An 18,344-nucleotide genomic window follows, 5' to 3' on the forward strand; every position below is an offset into this window, starting at 1 on the left:
CGTCGGTGTCGGGCAGGCGGATCGGGATCGCCTCCCCGACACCGACGACGGGCAGTTCCGGGTAGGCGGCGATGGGAATCAGTTTTCCCCGTTCCCCTTTCACCCGGTCTTCCGTCAGGTAGACGATGCTCAGGGAGGCGCCGAGACTGGCAATCAGGGAGACTTGGGCTTGGCAGAGGGTGACAAATTCGGAACTCGTGGCCATAGATCGTTCAACCTGAATGCGATCGCCATCCGTCAGGGAATCGTGACAGTTCCCCAACGGGGACTTTTCAGCCCGAAATGGGGCGGGCGAACCCCGTGGAGCCGACCCATCCGGGGAGAATCCGTCCCTTTCTGACAACCGGATGCTTCTCTCTTATTTGTATCAATCTATTAAAGGATATTGAAATTTCAGGCCAGAACCGGTATAATTTTCTCGGATTTGGTAGCTATATTTACACCCATCTGCTCAAAGAGGAGGTAAAGAAGTTGGCTAGAAGACGTAAGCGGAAGAGCCGTCGCAGACAAGAAGGACGGAGAATTCTTGAGTGCGTGCCTCAATATAGCATTTCTAGTGGCGAAGATAAACCGGTAACAGCAGCCCGAAAGTACATTCACTCGGAGGGCATAATTCCGCCGGCTTTGCTCCTCGTCAAGCGAAATGAGCATACCACCGACCGTTATTTCTGGGCCGAGAAGGGCTTATTTGGCGCTCAATATGTCGAAGAAAACCATTTTTTGTTTCCCAGTTTAAAGCATATTGCCGAAAAAACAACTCACCTCGTGAGTGCGGCCACGACTCGCGTCTAATTTTCGATGGGGGACTGAGAGCATCATTTTTTTTGCCGGATTCCCGACCACAGACTGATGGGGCCCGTGCATTCTCACACGATCAAAGTCGTGAGCGGTTGGGCTCTCAAAAAATAATCGTCGCCCATCGTTCAGGGGGATCTGATCAGACCGAGCGATCGGGTCGGGAAACCGAGCCGAGGGCGGGCTGTCGTCCGGAGCCGTCGATTATAACGCGATCGCCGGCATGGTGCAACCCACCCACCCCGTCCGCCGTTCAAGCCGACTCTGAGGGTTTCAAGCCCAATGTTTGTTTGAGGGTAATGAGTTCATCTCGGTGGGCCGTCACCCGGATGACGCTTTGGGTTTGGCTCTCAGAGTCGATGACGGCTTCGAGTTTGAGGGAAACCCGCTCGGGGCGTTTGGCCCGTTGCCAATAAAAAATGCCGGCGAGGGGGGAAACCAGGGCGAGGGTCAAAAACCAGTAGCCGGCCCCCGGGACGACCATCGAAAGCACCAGTCCCAAACAGAGAGTCCCCGCGGCGGTCAGCAGGGTGAGAAAGACGGCCAGAAACCAACTGGGGCGGACGACGCCTTCGTAGGTGATGGCGTTGTCTTGGCGGTCGATGGCGACCGGCCGGTAGGCGCGGGAGCCGAAGTAGTGTTGAATTTGCTCCAACAGGGCGTCCGCATCTCGATCCGCGGACAGGGTTTCCTGCTGCGTCCGATCCTTAACGGAAGCTCGGACAAAGAAAAACAGACCCACCCCCAACAGGAGGGTGAGAAAGAAGGTGGATGGAATGACAGTGAAGGTCATGGATTTTGTAGGACTAACTGCGCCGTGCGATCGCACACTACCTTAAGTTAGTGTACGTTGAGATGCGTAGTCGTGCCAGAGTCGGGCGAGTTCCTGGGCTTGGTTGCGAAATTCCGGCAACACCTGGTACATTCGCCGGGGCCGGCCCCGACCGTCCACTTTTTTCCAGTATCCCGCGATCGTCCCCTCCCGTTCCAAGAACTTCAAAGCGGTATACAGAACCGTATCGGAGAGCCGATAGGTGGCGTACTCTTGCTCCAAACGCTGAATCAACTCGGTTCCGTAGGAGTCTGCGCGCAAAAACACCGACAAAACGTAACACACCGCCAACTCCTTGTTGAGATAAATCGGCGGTGGCTCTTTAAAAAATCGATAGATGTCTTCAAACGTCATCGGATTCTCCCACTCGATAACCTTACCCCTCCTTGGCGGAGGCAAGGGGTGTCCACTGACTGTTGCGATCTAATTTATCGCGTTTCTCGGGAAGCGTTTGGTCAATGAAGTCACCATTTGGGGAAGCGATCGCCGCATTTTGAATATTTTGTATCTTTTGGAAGAATTTAGGATCGAATCCGACCGGCGATGGCGTGCAAACATTCGGCGACGGGGGCCCGCCGCGCCATCGCGTCCACCAGGGCATCGTAGGCGGGGCGGTGGGTTTCGATGAGGGTTTTCGCCTGCCAGGTGGCCCAGCGCTGCTTCATTTGGGCTTCCTGGGGGGGACGTCCGAGTTGGACCCACAGGGCCGCGATTTTCTGGCGGTCTTCCATACCGCCCTCGGCGCGGTCGTAAACCAGGGTTTCGGCGGCGACCCCGGCCATCCACACCTGGCAGTATTTGTCGATGGCCTCCCCGGAGATCGTCCCCGCTTGCAGTTGTGCCATCAGTTCGCGATCGTCGAATCGCACCCCCCCCTGGGCGGTCTGCCCCTGTCGGAAGGCCTCCCAGGCGGTGAGGGCGTACCCTTCGACGGGGATGCCCTGCAGGTGGGCGACCAAAAAATGGCCGGCTTCGTGGCGGAGGACGCGATCGCGGGTTTGGCCGGAGGTGCCCGCCAGCCAATCGACCAAAATTGTCGATCCCTGACCCCGCAGGGTGAACGTGTCGAGGGTCGCCAACCCCAGCAATACGAACGCCATCCCTGCCGGAATGGTGGCCGAAAGGTCGAACATCGGCCCAAGCAGGGCCGTCATCGTCAGGGTAAAAATGGTGATGGCAATCAGGTTCAGAGAAGTTTCTCGCATCGGCTCTTTATTTAGAAGGCAACGGGCAACGGGCAACGGGCAAAAGGCAACAGCTCAGATGGGTCCGAGAGCTCGAACTGCCTCGGTGTCGGGAGGTTGAAGTCCGAAGCGTCCTGGCCGTTTCAGCGGGGTTCGGTTTCGGTCGATTTCGCCTTGTAGAAGGTTTCCAGACTGTGGCGATCGCCGACATACCGCCAGTGCCAGGGTTCGTAACTGACCCCTTGAGGATTGTCTTTCGGAAATGATAGCTCAAAGCTATAGTAAGGCGCATTTTGTTGGAGCCACTCAAAGGCCCGGGTTTGCTCGAAACTGACATCGACATGGGTGGCGGGGTTGTCGGCATCTCCGATGTCGATGGCGTAGCCGGTATGATGTTCGCTGTAGCCCGGGGGGGCGCTGACTTCCGCCCGCTGGCTGGCCACCTGCCCCCGCTGGGCTTTGACCTCGAAAAAGAGAAATTCCTGATCTTCGAGGCTGCGGAACCCGGACAGGGGGAGCAGGTAAATGCCCTCGTTGCGGGCCGCCCGGGCCATTTCAAAAAAGGCGTCCGCCGCCGCCGGACGCAGGCGGATGGCGCCGTCGGCCGTCAAAGCCTTGAGAGCGTCTCGGGGGGCTTCTTCGTAGGGAAGATGGCCGAGGAGGTCGTCGGAGGGTTCGGCTTCGGGTTCTGGAGGGACGGCGGCCGAGCTCGCAGATGGTGCCGTGGCGACCGGTTCCGGTTCCGGCAAGTCGGCGGGGGGGCGGCTCACCAGAATTCCGAATCGGTAGTTTAACCCCAAAGTGACCAAAAATGTGGCGATCGCGATCCCCAACCACTGCCAAAACCGCAGCTTTCGCCGGGATCGGCCGATCGCTGCGGCGTCGGCGGCGGGGGTATCGCGGATGGCCTCCGGGATGTCGTCGGCCGTCACGGGCGGGATGCGATCCGCATTTTCAGACATATCGGCATTATTCAACAATGTCACTCCTGCACGTCCATCCAGACTCAACGTCTATTGATTTTAGCTGTTGAGGGGGGAAATGCCACCTTGATTGGGCGATCGCTCGGCCGGGGATCAAAAAATTGACTCAGGATTGTAAAGTTAAATTCACGGCTATTTTATCAGCAATTTAGATATAAAAAATATCGAAGTCGGGCGCTTTCAGAAGCAGACCCGACCCGCGATCGCGTCCATTTTCCCGGTTACGAATCGGCGACCGATTCGGATTCCGTTGATTCCGGTTCTTCCGCGATCGGTTCTTCTACGGGTTGGACGAACAAATGATTCGCCCGGACGAAACAGTTGGCGGGGGTTCCGTCGGACTTGTTCTTGATAAAAATCCAAGGATCGCGGTTGTCGTCGAAGGTGAAAATGAATCCCCCGTAGCTGAGTTTTCCCTCGAATACCTCATTTTCCTGCAACGTGGTGACGGCGGGCCAAGAGCCGATGGGGGGAAATCCGGGGTTGTCGGGATTCCAGATTTCCTCGATGGATTGTTCGCCCATGCGACAATTTAACCCTTGCGGATCGGGATCGACGACTTGCCAATAGACGTGATTGGAATTGCCGATATAATCTCCCACCTCGTCGGGTTGGGGTAGAGAAGCGGCAAAAACGGGGGCCGTCAGTCCGGTCAAAACCAATCCGACGACCAGTATGAAAATTAAGCCGAAAACCCGAAGTTTTTTGAGCATCATATTCCTCCCGCGATTGGGTATTGAGATCCCAGATCTGGTGCGTTCTTAATTTTACCGCGATCGCCCGATCGCCCCGACGGATTTCGCGCCGGGAAAATTCCGCGAAAAACCCGAAAGGGTTGACGGCGGACGGCAGGGCCCGAAAGTTCAAAACAGGGAATCGGACACATCTATGGTCAGCTATCAGTTTCCAAAAGATTTGATCTGGGGTAGGGCTACCGCATCCTATCAGATCGAGGGCGCGATCGGGGAGGGGGGGCGCAAACCGAGCGTGTGGGACACCTTCAGCGCCGCCTGCGGAGGGGTTTTGAACGGCGACACCGGAGCCGGAACCTGCGCTCACTTCCACCGCTACGAGGACGACATCAAACTGATGGGCGATCGCGACATCAAACATTATCAGTCTAGTCGTATACGGAGGTACAATGTGCGGAGTAGAAATATGTTGAGCGCGTGGGAGTTAAAGATGTTGGCATACATCCTGGCGATCGCTGTCGGTTTGGGGAGCTTCGCCCTGTACATGGCCGCCTTCTTCTTTCCGGAGGTGCATCGCAAGAGTGACTGGCTCTGGAGCGGCGTCGGACTGTTTTACGCCCTGATCCTCTGGGCTTGTGCCGGACGCTTCACCGGCGCGATCCTGCTGGGGCAAATGTCGAGCGTCGCCCTCCTGGGCTGGTTGGGTTGGCAAACCCTCACCCTCCGCCGGGAAGTCACCCCCCTTCAGCTTCAAACTCCCATCCCCGATGGAGTGAAGCGGCGCGTCTCAAGCATTTTGGGCGGCGGCGCGAAATCGCCCCCCCTCACACCCCCCCAACCGGCGGAAACCCCCGAACCGGCGGCGACGGCGGAACCCGAAACCGTGGCCGAACCGGCGATCGCGGAATCGATCCCCCGGGAAGTCGCGGAAACCCCCGCCCCCGCGACGGAACCGCAACCCCCCGCGACGGTATCCGAAGCACGGGAAGTTGAAGTGCTCAACCCCGCGATCGCCCCCACCGAGGGCGAAATAGCCCAAACCGAAGGGACGGTTGACGAGTCCGCCGCCGAGGCGGAAACCCCCGCCCCCGAAGCCGTTACCGCGCCGGATGAACCGGGAACCCCGGACGTTCCCGAAACCCCCGAAACTCCGACGGTGGCCGAGGAAGACACCACCGTGGCAGTTGTCGAGGAGGCCCAACCCGAGGAAGATGCCGCCGTGGCAGTTGTCGAGGAGGCCCAACCCGAGGAAGACACCACCGTGGCAGTTGTCGAGGAGGCTCAACCCGAGGAAGATGCCGCCGTGGCAGTTGTCGAGGAGGCCCAACCCGAGGAAGATGCCGCCGAACCCGACAAAACACCGGGGGGATTCGGCCAAATCTTGTCCAACCTGAAAGGCTTGTTCGCCCAGAAAACGCCGACCGAACCCGAAACGCCGCCGACTCCCCCCGCCCCACCGGAACCGCCCGTTTCTGCCGGGGAGACGCCGTCCCCTTCTGATTGGGATGAGGGCGATGACGAATGGCAAACGGAACCGATCGCAACGGAGGCGGTGAGTTCCGAGGCGACGGAAACCCCGCCCCCGGCGGACACCCTGGGGGCGATCGCAGCCTCGGAGGGGACGGCCCGCAACATCTCGAATGTCGAGGCGTCCGAGGAGGCCGAACCCCCGGCGGATATCCTGGGTGCGATCGCGGACGCGGAAGAAACGCCCCAACCCCCACCCGCCACCGACGTTTCCGCCGTCGAAACCGAAGCCGAAGAACGGCAGGGGGAAATTGTCGAATCCGTCGTCTCGGCGACGCCGGAAACCGAGGCGGAACCGGCGGAAACCCCAGAAAGATCGCCGTTTGAAACGATGATGGCTACTGAGGCCTCTCCATCGGCGGTGGAAGAGGTGCTCGAAACCAAGTCTCCCGCCGAACCGGAAGAGTCCCCATCTTCCGAGGAACCGCCGAACACGGCGATCGATCGCTCCCCGGAAGCCGAACCGGACCCCCCCGCCGAAGTGTCGGAGTCTGTAAAATCGGAGGAAGGGAACGTTTCGGAACCTAAACCGGAAGCGGAAACGAGGGCGACATCGGACGCCGCCCCGGATTCTGAGGAGGCGACTGCCGAGGATGAGATCCCGCCAGCATTGCAGCGTCCGAAACGGCCGAAGAAGTGACTCAATTCAACAGATTATTGACGTGGCAACCTGGCTTTGTGTGAAACGGTGTGGCGCGTGCTGTCATCTCGACCCGACAGAACGCCCGGAATTGGAAGATTATCTTTGTGCGGAGGAACTCGAAATCTATCTGAGCTTGGTGGGAGCGGACGGATGGTGCATCCATTTCGATCGCGAAAATCGGGACTGTCGAATTTACAGCGCGCGCCCCCGATTCTGCCGCGTCCGGGCGGACGTGTTCCAGGATCTTTACGGCGTCGAACCAGAGGAATTGAACGATTTCGCGATCGACTGTTGCCAGCAACAAATTGAGGGCGTTTACGGCGATCGCTCCCCGGAAATGGAACGGTTCAACGCTGCCGTCGGCTGGGAAGAAGAGTCAGGGAGTGGGGAGTAGGGAGTGGGGAGTCGGTATTAGGGAGTAGAGTTTTCCCCCTTCCCCCTCACCCCGCCTATGGCCTAGGGCCTGTTGCCTCTGTCCTACTCTTTCCCATTGGCAAAATATTCGTCCTCCAACATCGACAAAATATAATAGGACTCGAATTGTCCTCGCGATCGACAACAGTCTCTCAACAACCCCTCGACGACAAACCCTTCCGACTCATACAGCAACTTTGCCCGGGTATTGTAATCTTTCACATCTAACCAGAGGCGGTGCGCTTTTAGACTTTCAAAAACCAAACGTTTCGCCAGACGCAGCGTTTCTCGCCCGTACCCCTTCCCCTTTTCTGTCATGACAATTCGTTTCAGACAAACGCTTTTGTGGGGGCTTCGCACATCTTCTAAAATCACATAACCGACGGGTTCGGTCGTTTTGACATTCTCCACAATAAAATGTTTTTTATTGCCGTCGGAAAGAGCCGCCTCGTGTTCCGCCCGACTCCACTGGGAAACGAAATCACAATTGTCCGGGTGATTTTCCGCACCGACGACAAACTCCAAATCCTCGACCCGGGTTGATCGCAAACGAACGTTCATATTCTCCAGAAATTCTAAATCATCGCCCTCCCATTCACAAGGGGAGGGTTGGGTGGGGTTCTTTCCTCAAAAATTTGTTAAAATTTAAGACAGTAATTGGTCAGATATTCTATCATGACGCTCTCTAAAACCGAAGCGAAACAACTCCTCGAACGCCTGATTTTCATCGACGATCGCCCCGGGGATTGGGTTCAGGACGTGTGGGGCATGAGTCCGACTTTGGGGGAAACCGCCGCCCGCCTGGTGGATGGATTTGACGCCCTGATCGAATGCTGTTCCGAAGAAAAATTGGAGAATTTATTGCAATCTCTCTACAGCGATCGCATGGAGTAATTCAATTCTCAAACCCGCACAATCGACCTAATCCTCCCGCATTTGGGTCGGCCCCAAATACTTGGTCAAGTAGGGAGAAAATACCTCGTAAATCAGCGTCAGCGGTTCGCCGTGATGCCAAAAAAGATAGTGCCGCCCCCAAAATGGCCCGGGCTGTCCGAAGGCCAATTCCAAGGCTTTGGAGTCGCCGTAGTAAAGGCCCTGGACGTCCCGATATAACTCGGTTCTGAGGCGGGCCAAACTCGCCCAAATGGGCAGCGATCGGTTTTGCAGGTACTCGTCAACGTGGCTGTTTTCCCACCAGGAGGTGGCGTAGGCCAAACGCTGTCCGGAGGCCGTCCGCAACCACACCTGACGCCGCAGCCGAGGCCCCGGAACCGCCTGAATCAAAGCCGGGGCGCCGTCCGTATTCATGCCGATGGGGGACATATCGATGACGTCAACTTCCGTCGGTTCCCCCGTCAACAATTGCAGGTGGCGAGTGGGGGAACCGTCCCCGAGTAGCAGAATTTGCCAGGTCGGAGACAGTTGGCCGTGGGGGAGTCCCTGTCGCACGACGTCCTCGCCGCCTTGCCAACGACACCGGAGGCGATGCCAGCCCAACGGCTGTTTGATGGGATTGGTGGAACTTACACTGGCAGTCAATGGTCTTTACAAATCTTAACCTCGGTTTTTATCATAGCGCTTCTCGGGGATTCGGGCATCAACTGGGACTATAATTAATTTCGGGTGGGGGGTGGGGGGAGGAAAGAGAAGGGAGGAAAGAGAAGTGAGAAGTGAGAAATTTCTCATTCCTCACTCCTTCCAAGCCGGGAAATTTAAAATCTAAAATTCCCGACTCCCGCCCCCCAAATGTTTTGTGGGCGATCAATTAGGATTTGATATGATGTCCGAGTTCCCAGACGACAGGACCGTTAACATCGCCATTCCCCAGGAGTGGGTGAATCAGCTTCAGGAACGTTCCCGACAAACCGGACGTCCGATCTCCGAACTGCTGCGGGAGGCCGTCGGACAATATTTGGCGATCGACATTCTCACTTCTTCCCCTTCTCCGGTCGAATTGGAACTCCTCAAACGGGAAGTTTCCGACCTGCGACGAAAATTATTTGTATTGGAAAAAACGGCGGTGTCGCTGGAATTACTCGAATCCCGAGTCGCCACTCTGGAACGTCGCGTCGGTTGGGGGACGGTCACGCCGGGATTGTCCAATCCCCCGGTGGTGGATGATGACGATGAGGAAATTTACGACGAACCCGACGAAATTTTGACCGATTTTTTGCCGGATTGAGCCGTTGCCGATTTAATGAAAGCTGAACGATTCACCATTATCCCCCTTGAAAAGCAGGGCTGTTTCATTCTCCCCCCTTTCACCCCCCTTTCTCCCCCCAATTCTCCCCCCTTTCACCCCCCTTTCTCCCCCCTTTCTCCCCCAATTCTCCCCCCTTTCAAAGGGGGGCTGGGGGGGATGGGGGCTGGGGGGGATGGGGGGATGCGGTCGGGGATGATATCCACTTTTTTCGAGGGCTGAAAATCCCTGGTCATCAACTTTTGACTTTGCCATGGGTGACTTTTGACTTTTGACTTGCGCGTAGCGCTATATCCTTTAAAATCGAACCGTAATGTTTCTGGGATCTAAGACTCATGGCATCATCCCCGCAGCCCTCCGCCTCTCTCGCGCACTCTGCATTACACGATCGCAAAGCGGCTTTGGAAGAGCGGCATCAATGGCTACTCAAACAAATTAAGCGCAAGCGGACGGAACTCAAGAATTTTGTCGAACAAATGCGATCGGTGGCGACGGAAATTTTCGGTCGCAGCGCCCCCGCCGTGGAGAAAATGGCGGAAATCGATCGCGAAATCCACGGTTATTTTAAAGACATTTTAACGAAGCGAAAACTGGGGAAACAAACCCGCAAAGATATCTGTTCCATTTATCGAAGTCTCCAAGACGCCGGGTTGATCAGTTACCAACTCGACGACGATGAGGACGATATTTCCCTCGACGACTTATTTTCGACGCCGGACGGAGAAGAACGCGATCGCGAATTCGGTTCAAATCGTCCCCCGTGCGACGAGTTTGGGGAAGGGGAAGAATCCCCGCAGCGGGACCGTGAAAATAACGCCGGAGATTCCCGCAAAATCCGCCAAACCTTTCTCCGACTCGCCGAAATTTTTCACCCCGATTTGGTGACGGATGACGACACCCGGATGAACCACACCGAAATCATGAAAGAAATCAATCGCGCCTACAAGGAAGGCGATCTGGCGCGACTGTTGGAAATTGAAAGACAACATCAGGTTGGAGAATCCATCGACGGCAGCGAGGACGGCTTGACGCGACAGTGTAAGATTCTCGAACAGCAAAATGATTTACTCGCCACCCAATATGAGAATTTGAAGCGGGAACTGCGGCAGGTGAAACGCACGCCGGAGGGGGCGATGGTGTCCGACTACAGAAAAGCGAAAAAGCACGGATTTGATCTGGTTTCAACTATGTTAAAACAGGTCGAGGCTTCGGTAAAATTCGGCGAAGAAGTGCGGGACTTCGTGCGAGACTTCCACCAAAATAAAATGACGATCCAAGAATTTTTGCGGGGGCCGGAAGTTTTGCGAAGAAAAAGTATGGATATGATGGAAAAATTGTTGGAAGAATTGTTGGGAGAAATTATCATATAGATCCGCTCAAACGGTCAATTTATAGCGTTTCTTGCATCTAAAAATTTTAACTGTTGGTACACCATCCGGATGCGCGTCAGTTCGACCCCGCCTCGCTTTGCCATCTCCAGCGGGTTGCCAAAAATTGCCTCGACTTCCAGGGGACGTTTTTCGTCGAAATCGATTTTCATGCTGGTGCGGTAGGGGGTCATTTTTTCGGTGTGGGACAGCATCCGATCAATGACTTCCCGGGGGAGGGTGCGATCGCACGCTGCGGCCCCCCGGAGGACTTCCCCCATGATTTCTTCGACCAAAATTCGGGTGTGGCGATCGCCCATCATCTCGTCCGTCCGCGCATTTAAAACCACGGACAATCCATTGTAGGGAATATTCCAAACCAACTTTTCCCAGCGGATGGAAAGCAAATCGTCCCGCCATTCAACCGGAATTCCAGCCCGTTCAAAATCGCCGCAAATTTGTCGCAGCCGGTCCGTCATGCCGCCGGGTTTGTAGCCGCCGGTATATTCGGCGAGTTTGACTGTCCCGTAGTCGAGATGGCGGATGTAGCCCGGTTTAATTTTATTGGAACAAATCACGCAAATTCCCCCCAGAACGCGATCGCCCCCGACAATTTCGGCGATTTGGGGTTCGATTCCCAATCCATTTTGCAGCACCAAAACCGCGCCCTCGGGTTTCAAAACTCGGGGTAAAATTTGGGAGAGCAAATGATTTTGGGTGGTTTTTAAAGCCACGATCGCCACGTCGCAGGGGGGCATCTTTTCGGGGGTATTGTAGGCGTTGACTTCGGGAAGGTGAAAGTTTCCCCAGGGGGATTCGATTTCCAAGCCGTGCCGACAGACGCGATCGTAATCCCCCCGCATCAGAAAATGCAGGTCGCACCCAGATCGCTGCAATTTCGCGCCGTAGAACCCGCCGATCGCACCCGTCCCGATAATCGCGTAGCTGCGCCGTCCTTCAAAACTCGAAGAAAAATCCATATCAATTAATCGCGTTACCAACCCGACCAGGAACTCACCGTTTGCGGCTGTTCCGATTCCGTACAATTTCGATTCATATTATAGCAAATATATTCGTCACCTTTGAAAAAATAAACTCGGCCATCCCTCCACGGGAAGGCAACCTCGATTCCCGAGGCGAATTTTGGGGACAAACCGGGCCAGGTTTCGCTGTTTATTTTTTGGGGATAACCGAGGTCAGTCAACTCCTTTGCCAAGTCGTAGCGGATGTATTCATCTCCCTTAAAAATATAAATTTTATTGTTCCACCGAAACGCCGTGTCGATGCCCCCGTAAAAATGTGGGGGCCACCCCGGCCAGTTGCCGCTGTCGAGGGTTTGCGGATAGCCCGGATCGACGCGATCGCTTTCCAGATCGTAGCGGATATATTGGTTTCCTTTAAAAAACAGTGCTTTGCCATTTTTGAGGACGACCGCCGCCGTAATCCCTGCCCCGAACTTAGGGGGAAATTTTTTCCATTTTCCCAGGTTTATTTTTTGGGGATAGCCGCGATCGATGCGGGCGATGTTGACATCATAACTCAAATATTCATCGCCCCTAAAAAAATAGGCTTTCCCATTATTCCAAATGGCGACGGCATCCAGATTTTTGAGTAAATCTTCGGCCCGTTCTTCGGCCAGCCAGCGATTAATTTCCTCTGGAAAAGGTTGTCGCCGGCGGCTGGATGGATGGATCGAAATGTGCTTTGTCAGTCCGATGGCGACCCGCGTTTCGGGCTTTTCTGCGAAGCCAATTTGGTAATCGATTTCAAAGGTATCTTGGCTAATTTTGCGGGGAAATAGATGAATTTGCAGGCGATCGCCGCAAAAAATTGGCCGGCGGTAATCGACCTCTGCGCGGACAATGGGAATGGCAAAGTCGGGGTTTGTAAAAAACGTTTTCAGGTCGATGCCGGCATGAATTAGAGAGGCTTCATAGGCTTCGTGACACATCGCCATCACGTTGGCAAAATAGACGACTCCGGCGGCATCCGTTTCCTGAAAATAAACAGTTCGAGAGTAGAACACAGTTCGGTCAATGAGTTGCTCAATTGAGGTGATGATATCTGCAAATATTATATCCCGAAATTTGTGATTTTTTGACAATTGGGCGGGAATCGTAAATCGGAACGGTCGATCGCCCCGACTCCCGATTCCCAACCCCCGACTCAATCCCAGCCCGAACCCCATTGAAAAGCCGATGGAATTGACCAACAAACCGACTCCATTAATAGCCGGGGATGGGTTGACTATCAGCCCCGATTTTTGATGAGCATCACATCGATAATTTGGGTGGCGATATCCTCGGAGATTTCGAGGGAACTGTAGAGGTCGTTGAGAAGGTTTTCTTCCTCTTCGGCGATCTCGCCGTCGGCGAGGGTGATGTCGGTGGCGATCGCGAAGGCCGTCTCTCGCAACTCTTTGGGAATGCTTTGGATCGCCGCTTTTAATAGGTCTTCATAGCCCTTGGTTTTGATCTCCGTCAGCAGGCGATCGAGCAGTTCTCGCTTTTGTTCCCCGGAATATTCCCCGAAAAGCTGCATCCGCGACAGGGTGGCGGTGACGGCCTGGGACTCGCTCCCGGTAATGTAACCGTCTGCGGCCACCGCGATGAGGGCGATCGCGGCGAAGGCTTCGGGGGCAGACAGTTTCATGCCGCTGCGATCGGTGGATTCGGACATAATTCAATGGCTCCTCGTGTTGGAGTATTTTCGCTCACGACAATGATGACACCGGATGTCAATTTTTTCCAATGCCCCACCGAGCCCCCTAAATCCCCCAACTGTGGGGGACTTGAAACTCCGGTTCCCCCCTATCTCCCCCCTTACTCCCCCCTTTCTCCCCCCTTTCTCCCCCCTTTCAAAGGGGGGCTGGGGGGGATGGGGGCTGGGGGGGTGGGGGGCTGGGGGGGATGGGGGTTGGGGGGGATGGGGGTTAGGGGGGCTCGCGAGGGGAGTCAATCCGGTTCCCCCCAAAATTGGTGCGAGTTGTCTTTACAGTACCGAGACGATGGCGCGATCGCCGCAAGTGCCCCAACAGGAACTCATCGCCCAACAGTCTGACTCGGACACGGCGGATGCCAGCTTCCAGCGGGGATGGGAACTGTTTGAAGAAGGAACGGCGGAGTCTTTACGGGCTGCCATTTCCTATTTTGAGGAGGCGGCGAGGTTATACGAACAAGGCGGGAATCCCGCCAAGCAAGCGACGGCTCAAATGGTTCTGGGTCGAGTCTACAATGATTTTTGGGAAAAACAGCAAGCTCTGGAGTATTACGAGCAAGCTTTGCCCTTGTTTCAAGCGGTGGGCGATCGCCAACAAGAAGCCACCACCCTCAATAATATCGGTAAGGTCTACGATGCCTTGGGGGAAAAACAAAAGGCGATCGAGTTTGACCAGCAGTCTTTAGTGATTCTTCAAGAAATTGGCTTTCGTGATGTTGAAAAAATAAGCTTGGGCAACTTAGGCATTTTCGGCAGGCGTTGTACTGCCCGAGAACCGCCACTTCTTTGCCGGAAATGGACACCCGACCGCAACCGGAACCCAAAGTATTGGCGGGGGCGTTTGCCGATCCCGCCCTGATTCGTCCGGCTCAAATCGGCGATCGTGAAGTGGAATTTGCCGGATTGCCCTTTGGTATCGCTGCGGGACGACTTGAAACCGGAGGTCGTTTCCGATTTGAATCATCCCTACTATTGGGCACCATTTATTTTGATTGGCAACGGGTTGTAAGACCCATTCAAAGACCCCCTTTTTAAGGGGGATTTAGGGGGATCGGATGTATCGCACTGGATAGAAAACTGCTATATAACCCGCCCACTGCTATAATATAAGGATTGCATCGGAGGCTGCTATGACACCTGCCCAGGAATTGGAAACACTGCAAGCCGAAACCGAATGGGAAGAAATTGAATTTCCTCCCGGAGATTTGGAAAGTGAGGAACCGCCCTTGGAAAGCCATTTGCATCTACAACAACTGGTGCTGTTGCTTAAATGTCTGGACTGGCTGTGGCAAGACCGGACGGATTATTTTGCCACGGGAAATCTGACGATTTACTACAGCCCCGAACAGGTAAAAACGAAGGATTTTCGCGGGCCGGATTTCTTCGTGGTGTTGAATACGGAACGGAAACCCCGGAAAAGTTGGGTTCTGTGGGAAGAAGGGGGAAAGTATCCCCACGTCATTATCGAATTGTTATCGGATTCGACGGCAACAGTAGATCGCACCACCAAAAAACAGATTTATCAAGATATATTTCGCACCCCCGAATATTTTTGGTTTTCTCCGCAAACCCTTGAGTTTAAAGGATTTTGCCTGTTGAATGGAGAATACCAGGATTTACAGCCCAACGAAAGGGGGCATTTGTGGAGTCACCAGTTACAATTATGTCTGGGAATTCACGAAAAACAACTCCGATTTTTTACCCCCGAAGGGGAATTGGTTCCCACTCCTGAAGAAGACGCGGCGATCGCACGACAACAACGACAGATGACAGAACAGCGATTGGAAACCACAGAACAACAACTTACAGCCGAACAGCAACGCAATGAAAAATTAATCGCCAAACTGCGAGAATTAAATATCGATCCCGAAACCCTCTGAGTTGTCGGGGAAGCTGAGTCGATCGCGGCAGATTTGATCAGATTGACATTTTTCGATGTCCGTCTGCTATCCTATCTTTGGTAAAACCCTTTGCAATCGGTATGCTCACAGCAGGAATCGTCGGACTCCCCAACGTCGGAAAATCGACCCTTTTTAACGCCCTGGTGGCTAATGCCAAGGCCCAGGCCGCCAACTTTCCCTTTTGCACCATCGAGCCGAATGTCGGCGTGGTGGCGGTTCCGGACGAGCGGTTGCAGGTGCTCGGGAAACTTTCCAGTTCGGAGCAGATCGTCCCGACGCGCATCGAGTTCGTGGATATCGCCGGACTGGTGCAGGGGGCGAGTCAGGGGGAAGGGTTGGGGAACCAGTTTCTCTCCCACATCCGGGAAGTGGATGCGATCGTGCAGGTGGTGCGCTGTTTTGAAAATGATGATATCATCCACGTTTCGGGGTCCGTCGATCCGGCTCGGGATATCGAAATTATCAATTTGGAATTGGCGCTGGCGGATTTGAGCCAGGTGGAACGTCGCATCGATCGCACCCGCAAACAGGCCCGCACCAGCAAGGAGGCTCAACTGGAATTGGGGGCGCTGGAAAAGGTGGCGGCGGTTTTAAATGAAGGAAAATCGGCGCGGCTGGCGGATTTGACGGAGGAAGAAACCGAGGCGATCAAATCTCTGGGACTGCTAACGCGCAAGCCGATTATTTACGCGGCGAACGTGTCGGAAGAGGATTTGGCGACGGGGAATGACTGGGTGGAAAAGGTGCGGGCGATCGCATCGGGAGAAAATGCCCAGGTCGTGATTATTTCCGCCCAGGTGGAATCGGAATTGATCGAATTGTCGGATGAGGAACGACAGGATTTTTTGGAATCCCTGGGGGTGGAAGAAGGGGGCCTCAAATCTTTGATCAAAGCCACCTACGAACTGTTGGGTTTGCGAACCTTTCTGACCACCGGGCCGAAGGAAACTCGCGCCTGGACGATCCGGGCCGGGATGTCCGCACCCCAAGCCGCAGGGGTGATTCACTCGGATTTTGAACGGGGTTTCATCCGGGCGGAAACCATCGCCTATCAGGATTTGGTGGAACACGGATCGATGAATGCGGCGAAGGAAAAAGGATTGGTTCGGTCCGAGGGGAAAGAGTATGTGGTTCAAGAAGGAGACGTGGTATTGTTCCGATTTAATGTTTAATAGCAGCAGTATCGAGATCTCATTGCGGAGACGAATTATATGGTAAGTTTGATTGTCGCTTGGCTGGTGACTGCGGTCAGCTTGTTTGTGATCGCCCAACTCAGCCGATTTACCGGGGTCGAAATTGACGATTTCAAAAAGGCGCTCTTGTCCTCGGCAATTTTCGGATTGTTGAATGCTTTCGTGCGCCCGGTTTTGAGGACTCTGGTTTTACCCGCACAGATAGTTTTTTCCACTTTTGTGATCACCTGGCTGCTGAACATGGTGATTTTTGGTCTGGCGGCTTGGCTGGTGCCGGGATTTCGCCTGCGGTGGGGGATTTGGAGTGCGCTGATCGGCGCGATCGCCCTCAGTTTCATCAACTCTATCATGTATCAAGTTTTGGGGACGGCCGGATTCTAAGCTGGCCGGATCGGTGCTCGGAAAAATGATGAAAAAAATGCGATCGCGATCGGCAGATTAATTTCGGGCCGATTTTTTTTGGCAATCCGCCGTCAGCCTTCAGCTATCAGCTATTCATGATCTCAAGCAGTTTTATAGCGCTGTGCGCTGGCCTAGTTACACCCCGGACGGGTGAGAGCGGATGGTGGGGGGGGTTGAGTGGTGAGAGCTTGGGTCAGAGTCCGAAGGTGTCAGGTTGAGTGCGATCGCCTCTGGTTGTGCCCCGGCTTAGAATGATGGTGTTGTCGCACAAGCCATCTGATGCCGGAACATCAATTCATATTTATTGGCGGACTCCACAGAAGCGGGACGACACTGTTGGGACGCCTCCTGGCCGAACATCCGCAAATCAGCGGTTTTCGAGACACGGGGGCCACGGAGGATGAAGGGCAACACCTGCAGTCCGTCTATCCCGCCGCCCAGGAGTTTGGGGGGCCGGGTCGGTTTGGTTTCAATTCCAATTCTTTTTTGGACGAACGATCGCCCCTGGTTTCGCCGGAAAATGCCGAAAAGCTATTCCGGCAGTGGAGTCCTTACTGGGATTTACAAAAGCCCTTTTTGCTGGAAAAGTCCCCCCCGAATTTGGTGCGGACTCGTTTTTTGCAGGCTCTATTCCCCAATTCCAGGTTTATCATTGTGATGCGACATCCGATCGCGGTTTCCTACGCAACCAAAAAGTGGAGTCATACCCGCATACACTCCCTGATCGAACATTGGCTGGTCTGTTACGAACGATTTGAGAGCGATCGCCCCTACCTCAATCGGGTGTTGGTTCTCCGATACGAAAATCTGATCGCCGATCCCGGGGGGACTCTGGATCGAATTTATGAGTTTCTGGGCCTGGAAACGGCGGCGATCGCTTCGGACAAAATTCGCCAGGGAGTCAACGATCGCTACTTTAATTGGTGGGGCGATCGGCGCAACCCGATTAAATTTATCTATACCGGATACATTATCAACCGCTTCGAGTCGAGAGTCAATCATTTCGGTTACAGTCTGCGGGACGTATAGCTTATCTCTGGCAATCCCTTTTCCGGCGAATCGGGGGAGGGGGAGTTGTAACAATTTGTTGCAGAACCGATCGCTTTTGGTCCCGATTTGGGAAAGCTACAAATGAGCTTGAGGGGTCAAACACCCATGCACCCGGCTCCGGGGTCTGGTGCGGTGAGTGCGATCGCGCGCACTAACTTGCTGCGATCGGCGATTCACCCGATTTGCAATCGATTTGCTATTAATAAGAGGTGTGGCTACGCGGAGAAGTATTTACATTTCTCCAAACTTATGCTCTCTTGACACTCCATTGGTCAAAGATGGTCGGGTCGAGATGGCAGCCACCGAAACGGGGCATTCCCGATCGCACCTTATCAAGATCGCTCTCAAAAGCGATCGCACCTGAAAACTTATAGAAACTGGCGTTTGGGCACCAGCCCGATAAAACCGCCGGTTTGATGTCTCGTTATCGAGCGTCGGCATCT

General features: G+C 54.6%; 21 protein-coding genes and 1 pseudogene. 11 read left to right on the top strand and 11 right to left on the bottom strand.

Going from position 1 to position 18,344, the window contains the following annotated elements:
• A pseudogene (locus AC0QHF_RS27745) lies at positions 1-205 on the bottom strand (sensor histidine kinase); the annotation flags it as partial.
• Between the two features lie 266 nt (positions 206-471).
• On the opposite strand from AC0QHF_RS27745, the gene AC0QHF_RS27750 reads away from it, so the two are divergent.
• Positions 472-792: a DUF3155 domain-containing protein gene (locus AC0QHF_RS27750; protein WP_324707547.1), complete on the top strand. Its 321-nt coding sequence runs from the start codon at positions 472-474 to the stop codon at positions 790-792.
• Between the two features lie 256 nt (positions 793-1,048).
• On the opposite strand, the gene AC0QHF_RS27755 is transcribed toward AC0QHF_RS27750, so the two are convergent.
• The 5 genes from AC0QHF_RS27755 to AC0QHF_RS27775 form a co-directional block, all read right to left on the bottom strand.
• On the bottom strand, positions 1,049-1,588 hold the full coding sequence (locus AC0QHF_RS27755) for a cofactor assembly of complex C subunit B (protein WP_324707523.1): 540 nt from the start codon (positions 1,586-1,588) through the stop codon (positions 1,049-1,051).
• A gap of 42 nt (positions 1,589-1,630) precedes the next feature.
• Complete coding sequence (locus AC0QHF_RS27760) at positions 1,631-1,981, bottom strand: PadR family transcriptional regulator (protein WP_324707524.1); 351 nt, start codon at positions 1,979-1,981, stop codon at positions 1,631-1,633.
• Positions 1,982-2,148: 167 nt separating this feature from the next.
• On the bottom strand, positions 2,149-2,832 hold the full coding sequence (locus AC0QHF_RS27765; protein ID WP_324707525.1) for an ATP-dependent Zn protease: 684 nt from the start codon (positions 2,830-2,832) through the stop codon (positions 2,149-2,151).
• A gap of 122 nt (positions 2,833-2,954) precedes the next feature.
• Positions 2,955-3,773 carry a M15 family metallopeptidase gene (locus AC0QHF_RS27770; protein ID WP_324707526.1) on the bottom strand — a complete coding sequence of 273 codons (819 nt, stop codon included), beginning with the start codon at positions 3,771-3,773 and terminating at the stop codon, positions 2,955-2,957.
• Positions 3,774-4,015: 242 nt separating this feature from the next.
• On the bottom strand, positions 4,016-4,510 hold the full coding sequence (locus tag AC0QHF_RS27775) for a hypothetical protein (RefSeq protein WP_324707527.1): 495 nt from the start codon (positions 4,508-4,510) through the stop codon (positions 4,016-4,018).
• 172 nt (positions 4,511-4,682) lie between these two features.
• On the opposite strand from AC0QHF_RS27775, the gene AC0QHF_RS27780 reads away from it, so the two are divergent.
• Both AC0QHF_RS27780 and AC0QHF_RS27785 read left to right on the top strand, forming a co-directional pair.
• Positions 4,683-6,653, top strand: a complete 1,971-nt coding sequence (locus AC0QHF_RS27780) for a Ycf66 family protein (protein ID WP_324707528.1) — start codon at positions 4,683-4,685, stop codon at positions 6,651-6,653.
• A gap of 22 nt (positions 6,654-6,675) precedes the next feature.
• Positions 6,676-7,050: a YkgJ family cysteine cluster protein gene (locus AC0QHF_RS27785; protein ID WP_324707529.1), complete on the top strand. Its 375-nt coding sequence runs from the start codon at positions 6,676-6,678 to the stop codon at positions 7,048-7,050.
• Between the two features lie 83 nt (positions 7,051-7,133).
• Here AC0QHF_RS27785 and AC0QHF_RS27790 read toward each other — a convergent pair whose 3' ends face one another.
• Complete coding sequence (locus AC0QHF_RS27790) at positions 7,134-7,631, bottom strand: GNAT family N-acetyltransferase (protein WP_324707530.1); 498 nt, start codon at positions 7,629-7,631, stop codon at positions 7,134-7,136.
• Between the two features lie 114 nt (positions 7,632-7,745).
• Between AC0QHF_RS27790 and AC0QHF_RS27795 the strand changes: the two genes are divergently transcribed.
• Positions 7,746-7,964, top strand: coding sequence for a hypothetical protein (locus tag AC0QHF_RS27795; RefSeq protein WP_324707531.1), 219 nt, complete (start codon positions 7,746-7,748; stop codon positions 7,962-7,964).
• Between the two features lie 27 nt (positions 7,965-7,991).
• On the opposite strand, the gene AC0QHF_RS27800 is transcribed toward AC0QHF_RS27795, so the two are convergent.
• Positions 7,992-8,609, bottom strand: coding sequence for a chorismate lyase (locus AC0QHF_RS27800; RefSeq protein ID WP_324707532.1), 618 nt, complete (start codon positions 8,607-8,609; stop codon positions 7,992-7,994).
• A gap of 238 nt (positions 8,610-8,847) precedes the next feature.
• On the opposite strand from AC0QHF_RS27800, the gene AC0QHF_RS27805 reads away from it, so the two are divergent.
• Both AC0QHF_RS27805 and AC0QHF_RS27810 read left to right on the top strand, forming a co-directional pair.
• Complete coding sequence (locus tag AC0QHF_RS27805; RefSeq protein WP_324707533.1) at positions 8,848-9,252, top strand: ribbon-helix-helix protein, CopG family; 405 nt, start codon at positions 8,848-8,850, stop codon at positions 9,250-9,252.
• A 353-nt stretch (positions 9,253-9,605) separates the two neighbouring features.
• Positions 9,606-10,640: a J domain-containing protein gene (locus AC0QHF_RS27810; RefSeq protein WP_324707534.1), complete on the top strand. Its 1,035-nt coding sequence runs from the start codon at positions 9,606-9,608 to the stop codon at positions 10,638-10,640.
• A gap of 14 nt (positions 10,641-10,654) precedes the next feature.
• Here the strand turns inward: AC0QHF_RS27810 and AC0QHF_RS27815 are convergent, their stop codons facing one another.
• The 3 genes from AC0QHF_RS27815 to AC0QHF_RS27825 form a co-directional block, all read right to left on the bottom strand.
• Positions 10,655-11,617 carry a putative 2-dehydropantoate 2-reductase gene (locus AC0QHF_RS27815; protein WP_324707535.1) on the bottom strand — a complete coding sequence of 321 codons (963 nt, stop codon included), beginning with the start codon at positions 11,615-11,617 and terminating at the stop codon, positions 10,655-10,657.
• 14 nt (positions 11,618-11,631) lie between these two features.
• On the bottom strand, positions 11,632-12,663 hold the full coding sequence (locus AC0QHF_RS27820) for a hemopexin repeat-containing protein (protein WP_324707536.1): 1,032 nt from the start codon (positions 12,661-12,663) through the stop codon (positions 11,632-11,634).
• A gap of 224 nt (positions 12,664-12,887) precedes the next feature.
• Positions 12,888-13,316: a tellurite resistance TerB family protein gene (locus AC0QHF_RS27825; RefSeq protein WP_324707537.1), complete on the bottom strand. Its 429-nt coding sequence runs from the start codon at positions 13,314-13,316 to the stop codon at positions 12,888-12,890.
• Between the two features lie 328 nt (positions 13,317-13,644).
• On the opposite strand from AC0QHF_RS27825, the gene AC0QHF_RS27830 reads away from it, so the two are divergent.
• The 5 genes from AC0QHF_RS27830 to AC0QHF_RS27850 all read left to right on the top strand — a co-directional run bounded on the left by AC0QHF_RS27830 (position 13,645) and on the right by AC0QHF_RS27850 (position 17,880).
• Positions 13,645-14,214 carry a tetratricopeptide repeat protein gene (locus AC0QHF_RS27830; RefSeq protein ID WP_324707538.1) on the top strand — a complete coding sequence of 190 codons (570 nt, stop codon included), beginning with the start codon at positions 13,645-13,647 and terminating at the stop codon, positions 14,212-14,214.
• A gap of 271 nt (positions 14,215-14,485) precedes the next feature.
• Positions 14,486-15,235: a Uma2 family endonuclease gene (locus AC0QHF_RS27835; protein WP_324707539.1), complete on the top strand. Its 750-nt coding sequence runs from the start codon at positions 14,486-14,488 to the stop codon at positions 15,233-15,235.
• Between the two features lie 101 nt (positions 15,236-15,336).
• Positions 15,337-16,428, top strand: a complete 1,092-nt coding sequence (ychF, locus tag AC0QHF_RS27840) for a redox-regulated ATPase YchF (protein ID WP_324707540.1) — start codon at positions 15,337-15,339, stop codon at positions 16,426-16,428.
• 39 nt (positions 16,429-16,467) lie between these two features.
• Positions 16,468-16,830, top strand: a complete 363-nt coding sequence (locus AC0QHF_RS27845) for a phage holin family protein (RefSeq protein WP_324707541.1) — start codon at positions 16,468-16,470, stop codon at positions 16,828-16,830.
• 300 nt (positions 16,831-17,130) lie between these two features.
• Positions 17,131-17,880 carry a sulfotransferase family protein gene (locus tag AC0QHF_RS27850; RefSeq protein ID WP_324707542.1) on the top strand — a complete coding sequence of 250 codons (750 nt, stop codon included), beginning with the start codon at positions 17,131-17,133 and terminating at the stop codon, positions 17,878-17,880.
• The last annotated feature ends 464 nt before the right edge of the window (positions 17,881-18,344 follow it).

This window comes from Lyngbya sp. CCY1209 (genome assembly GCF_055795065.1).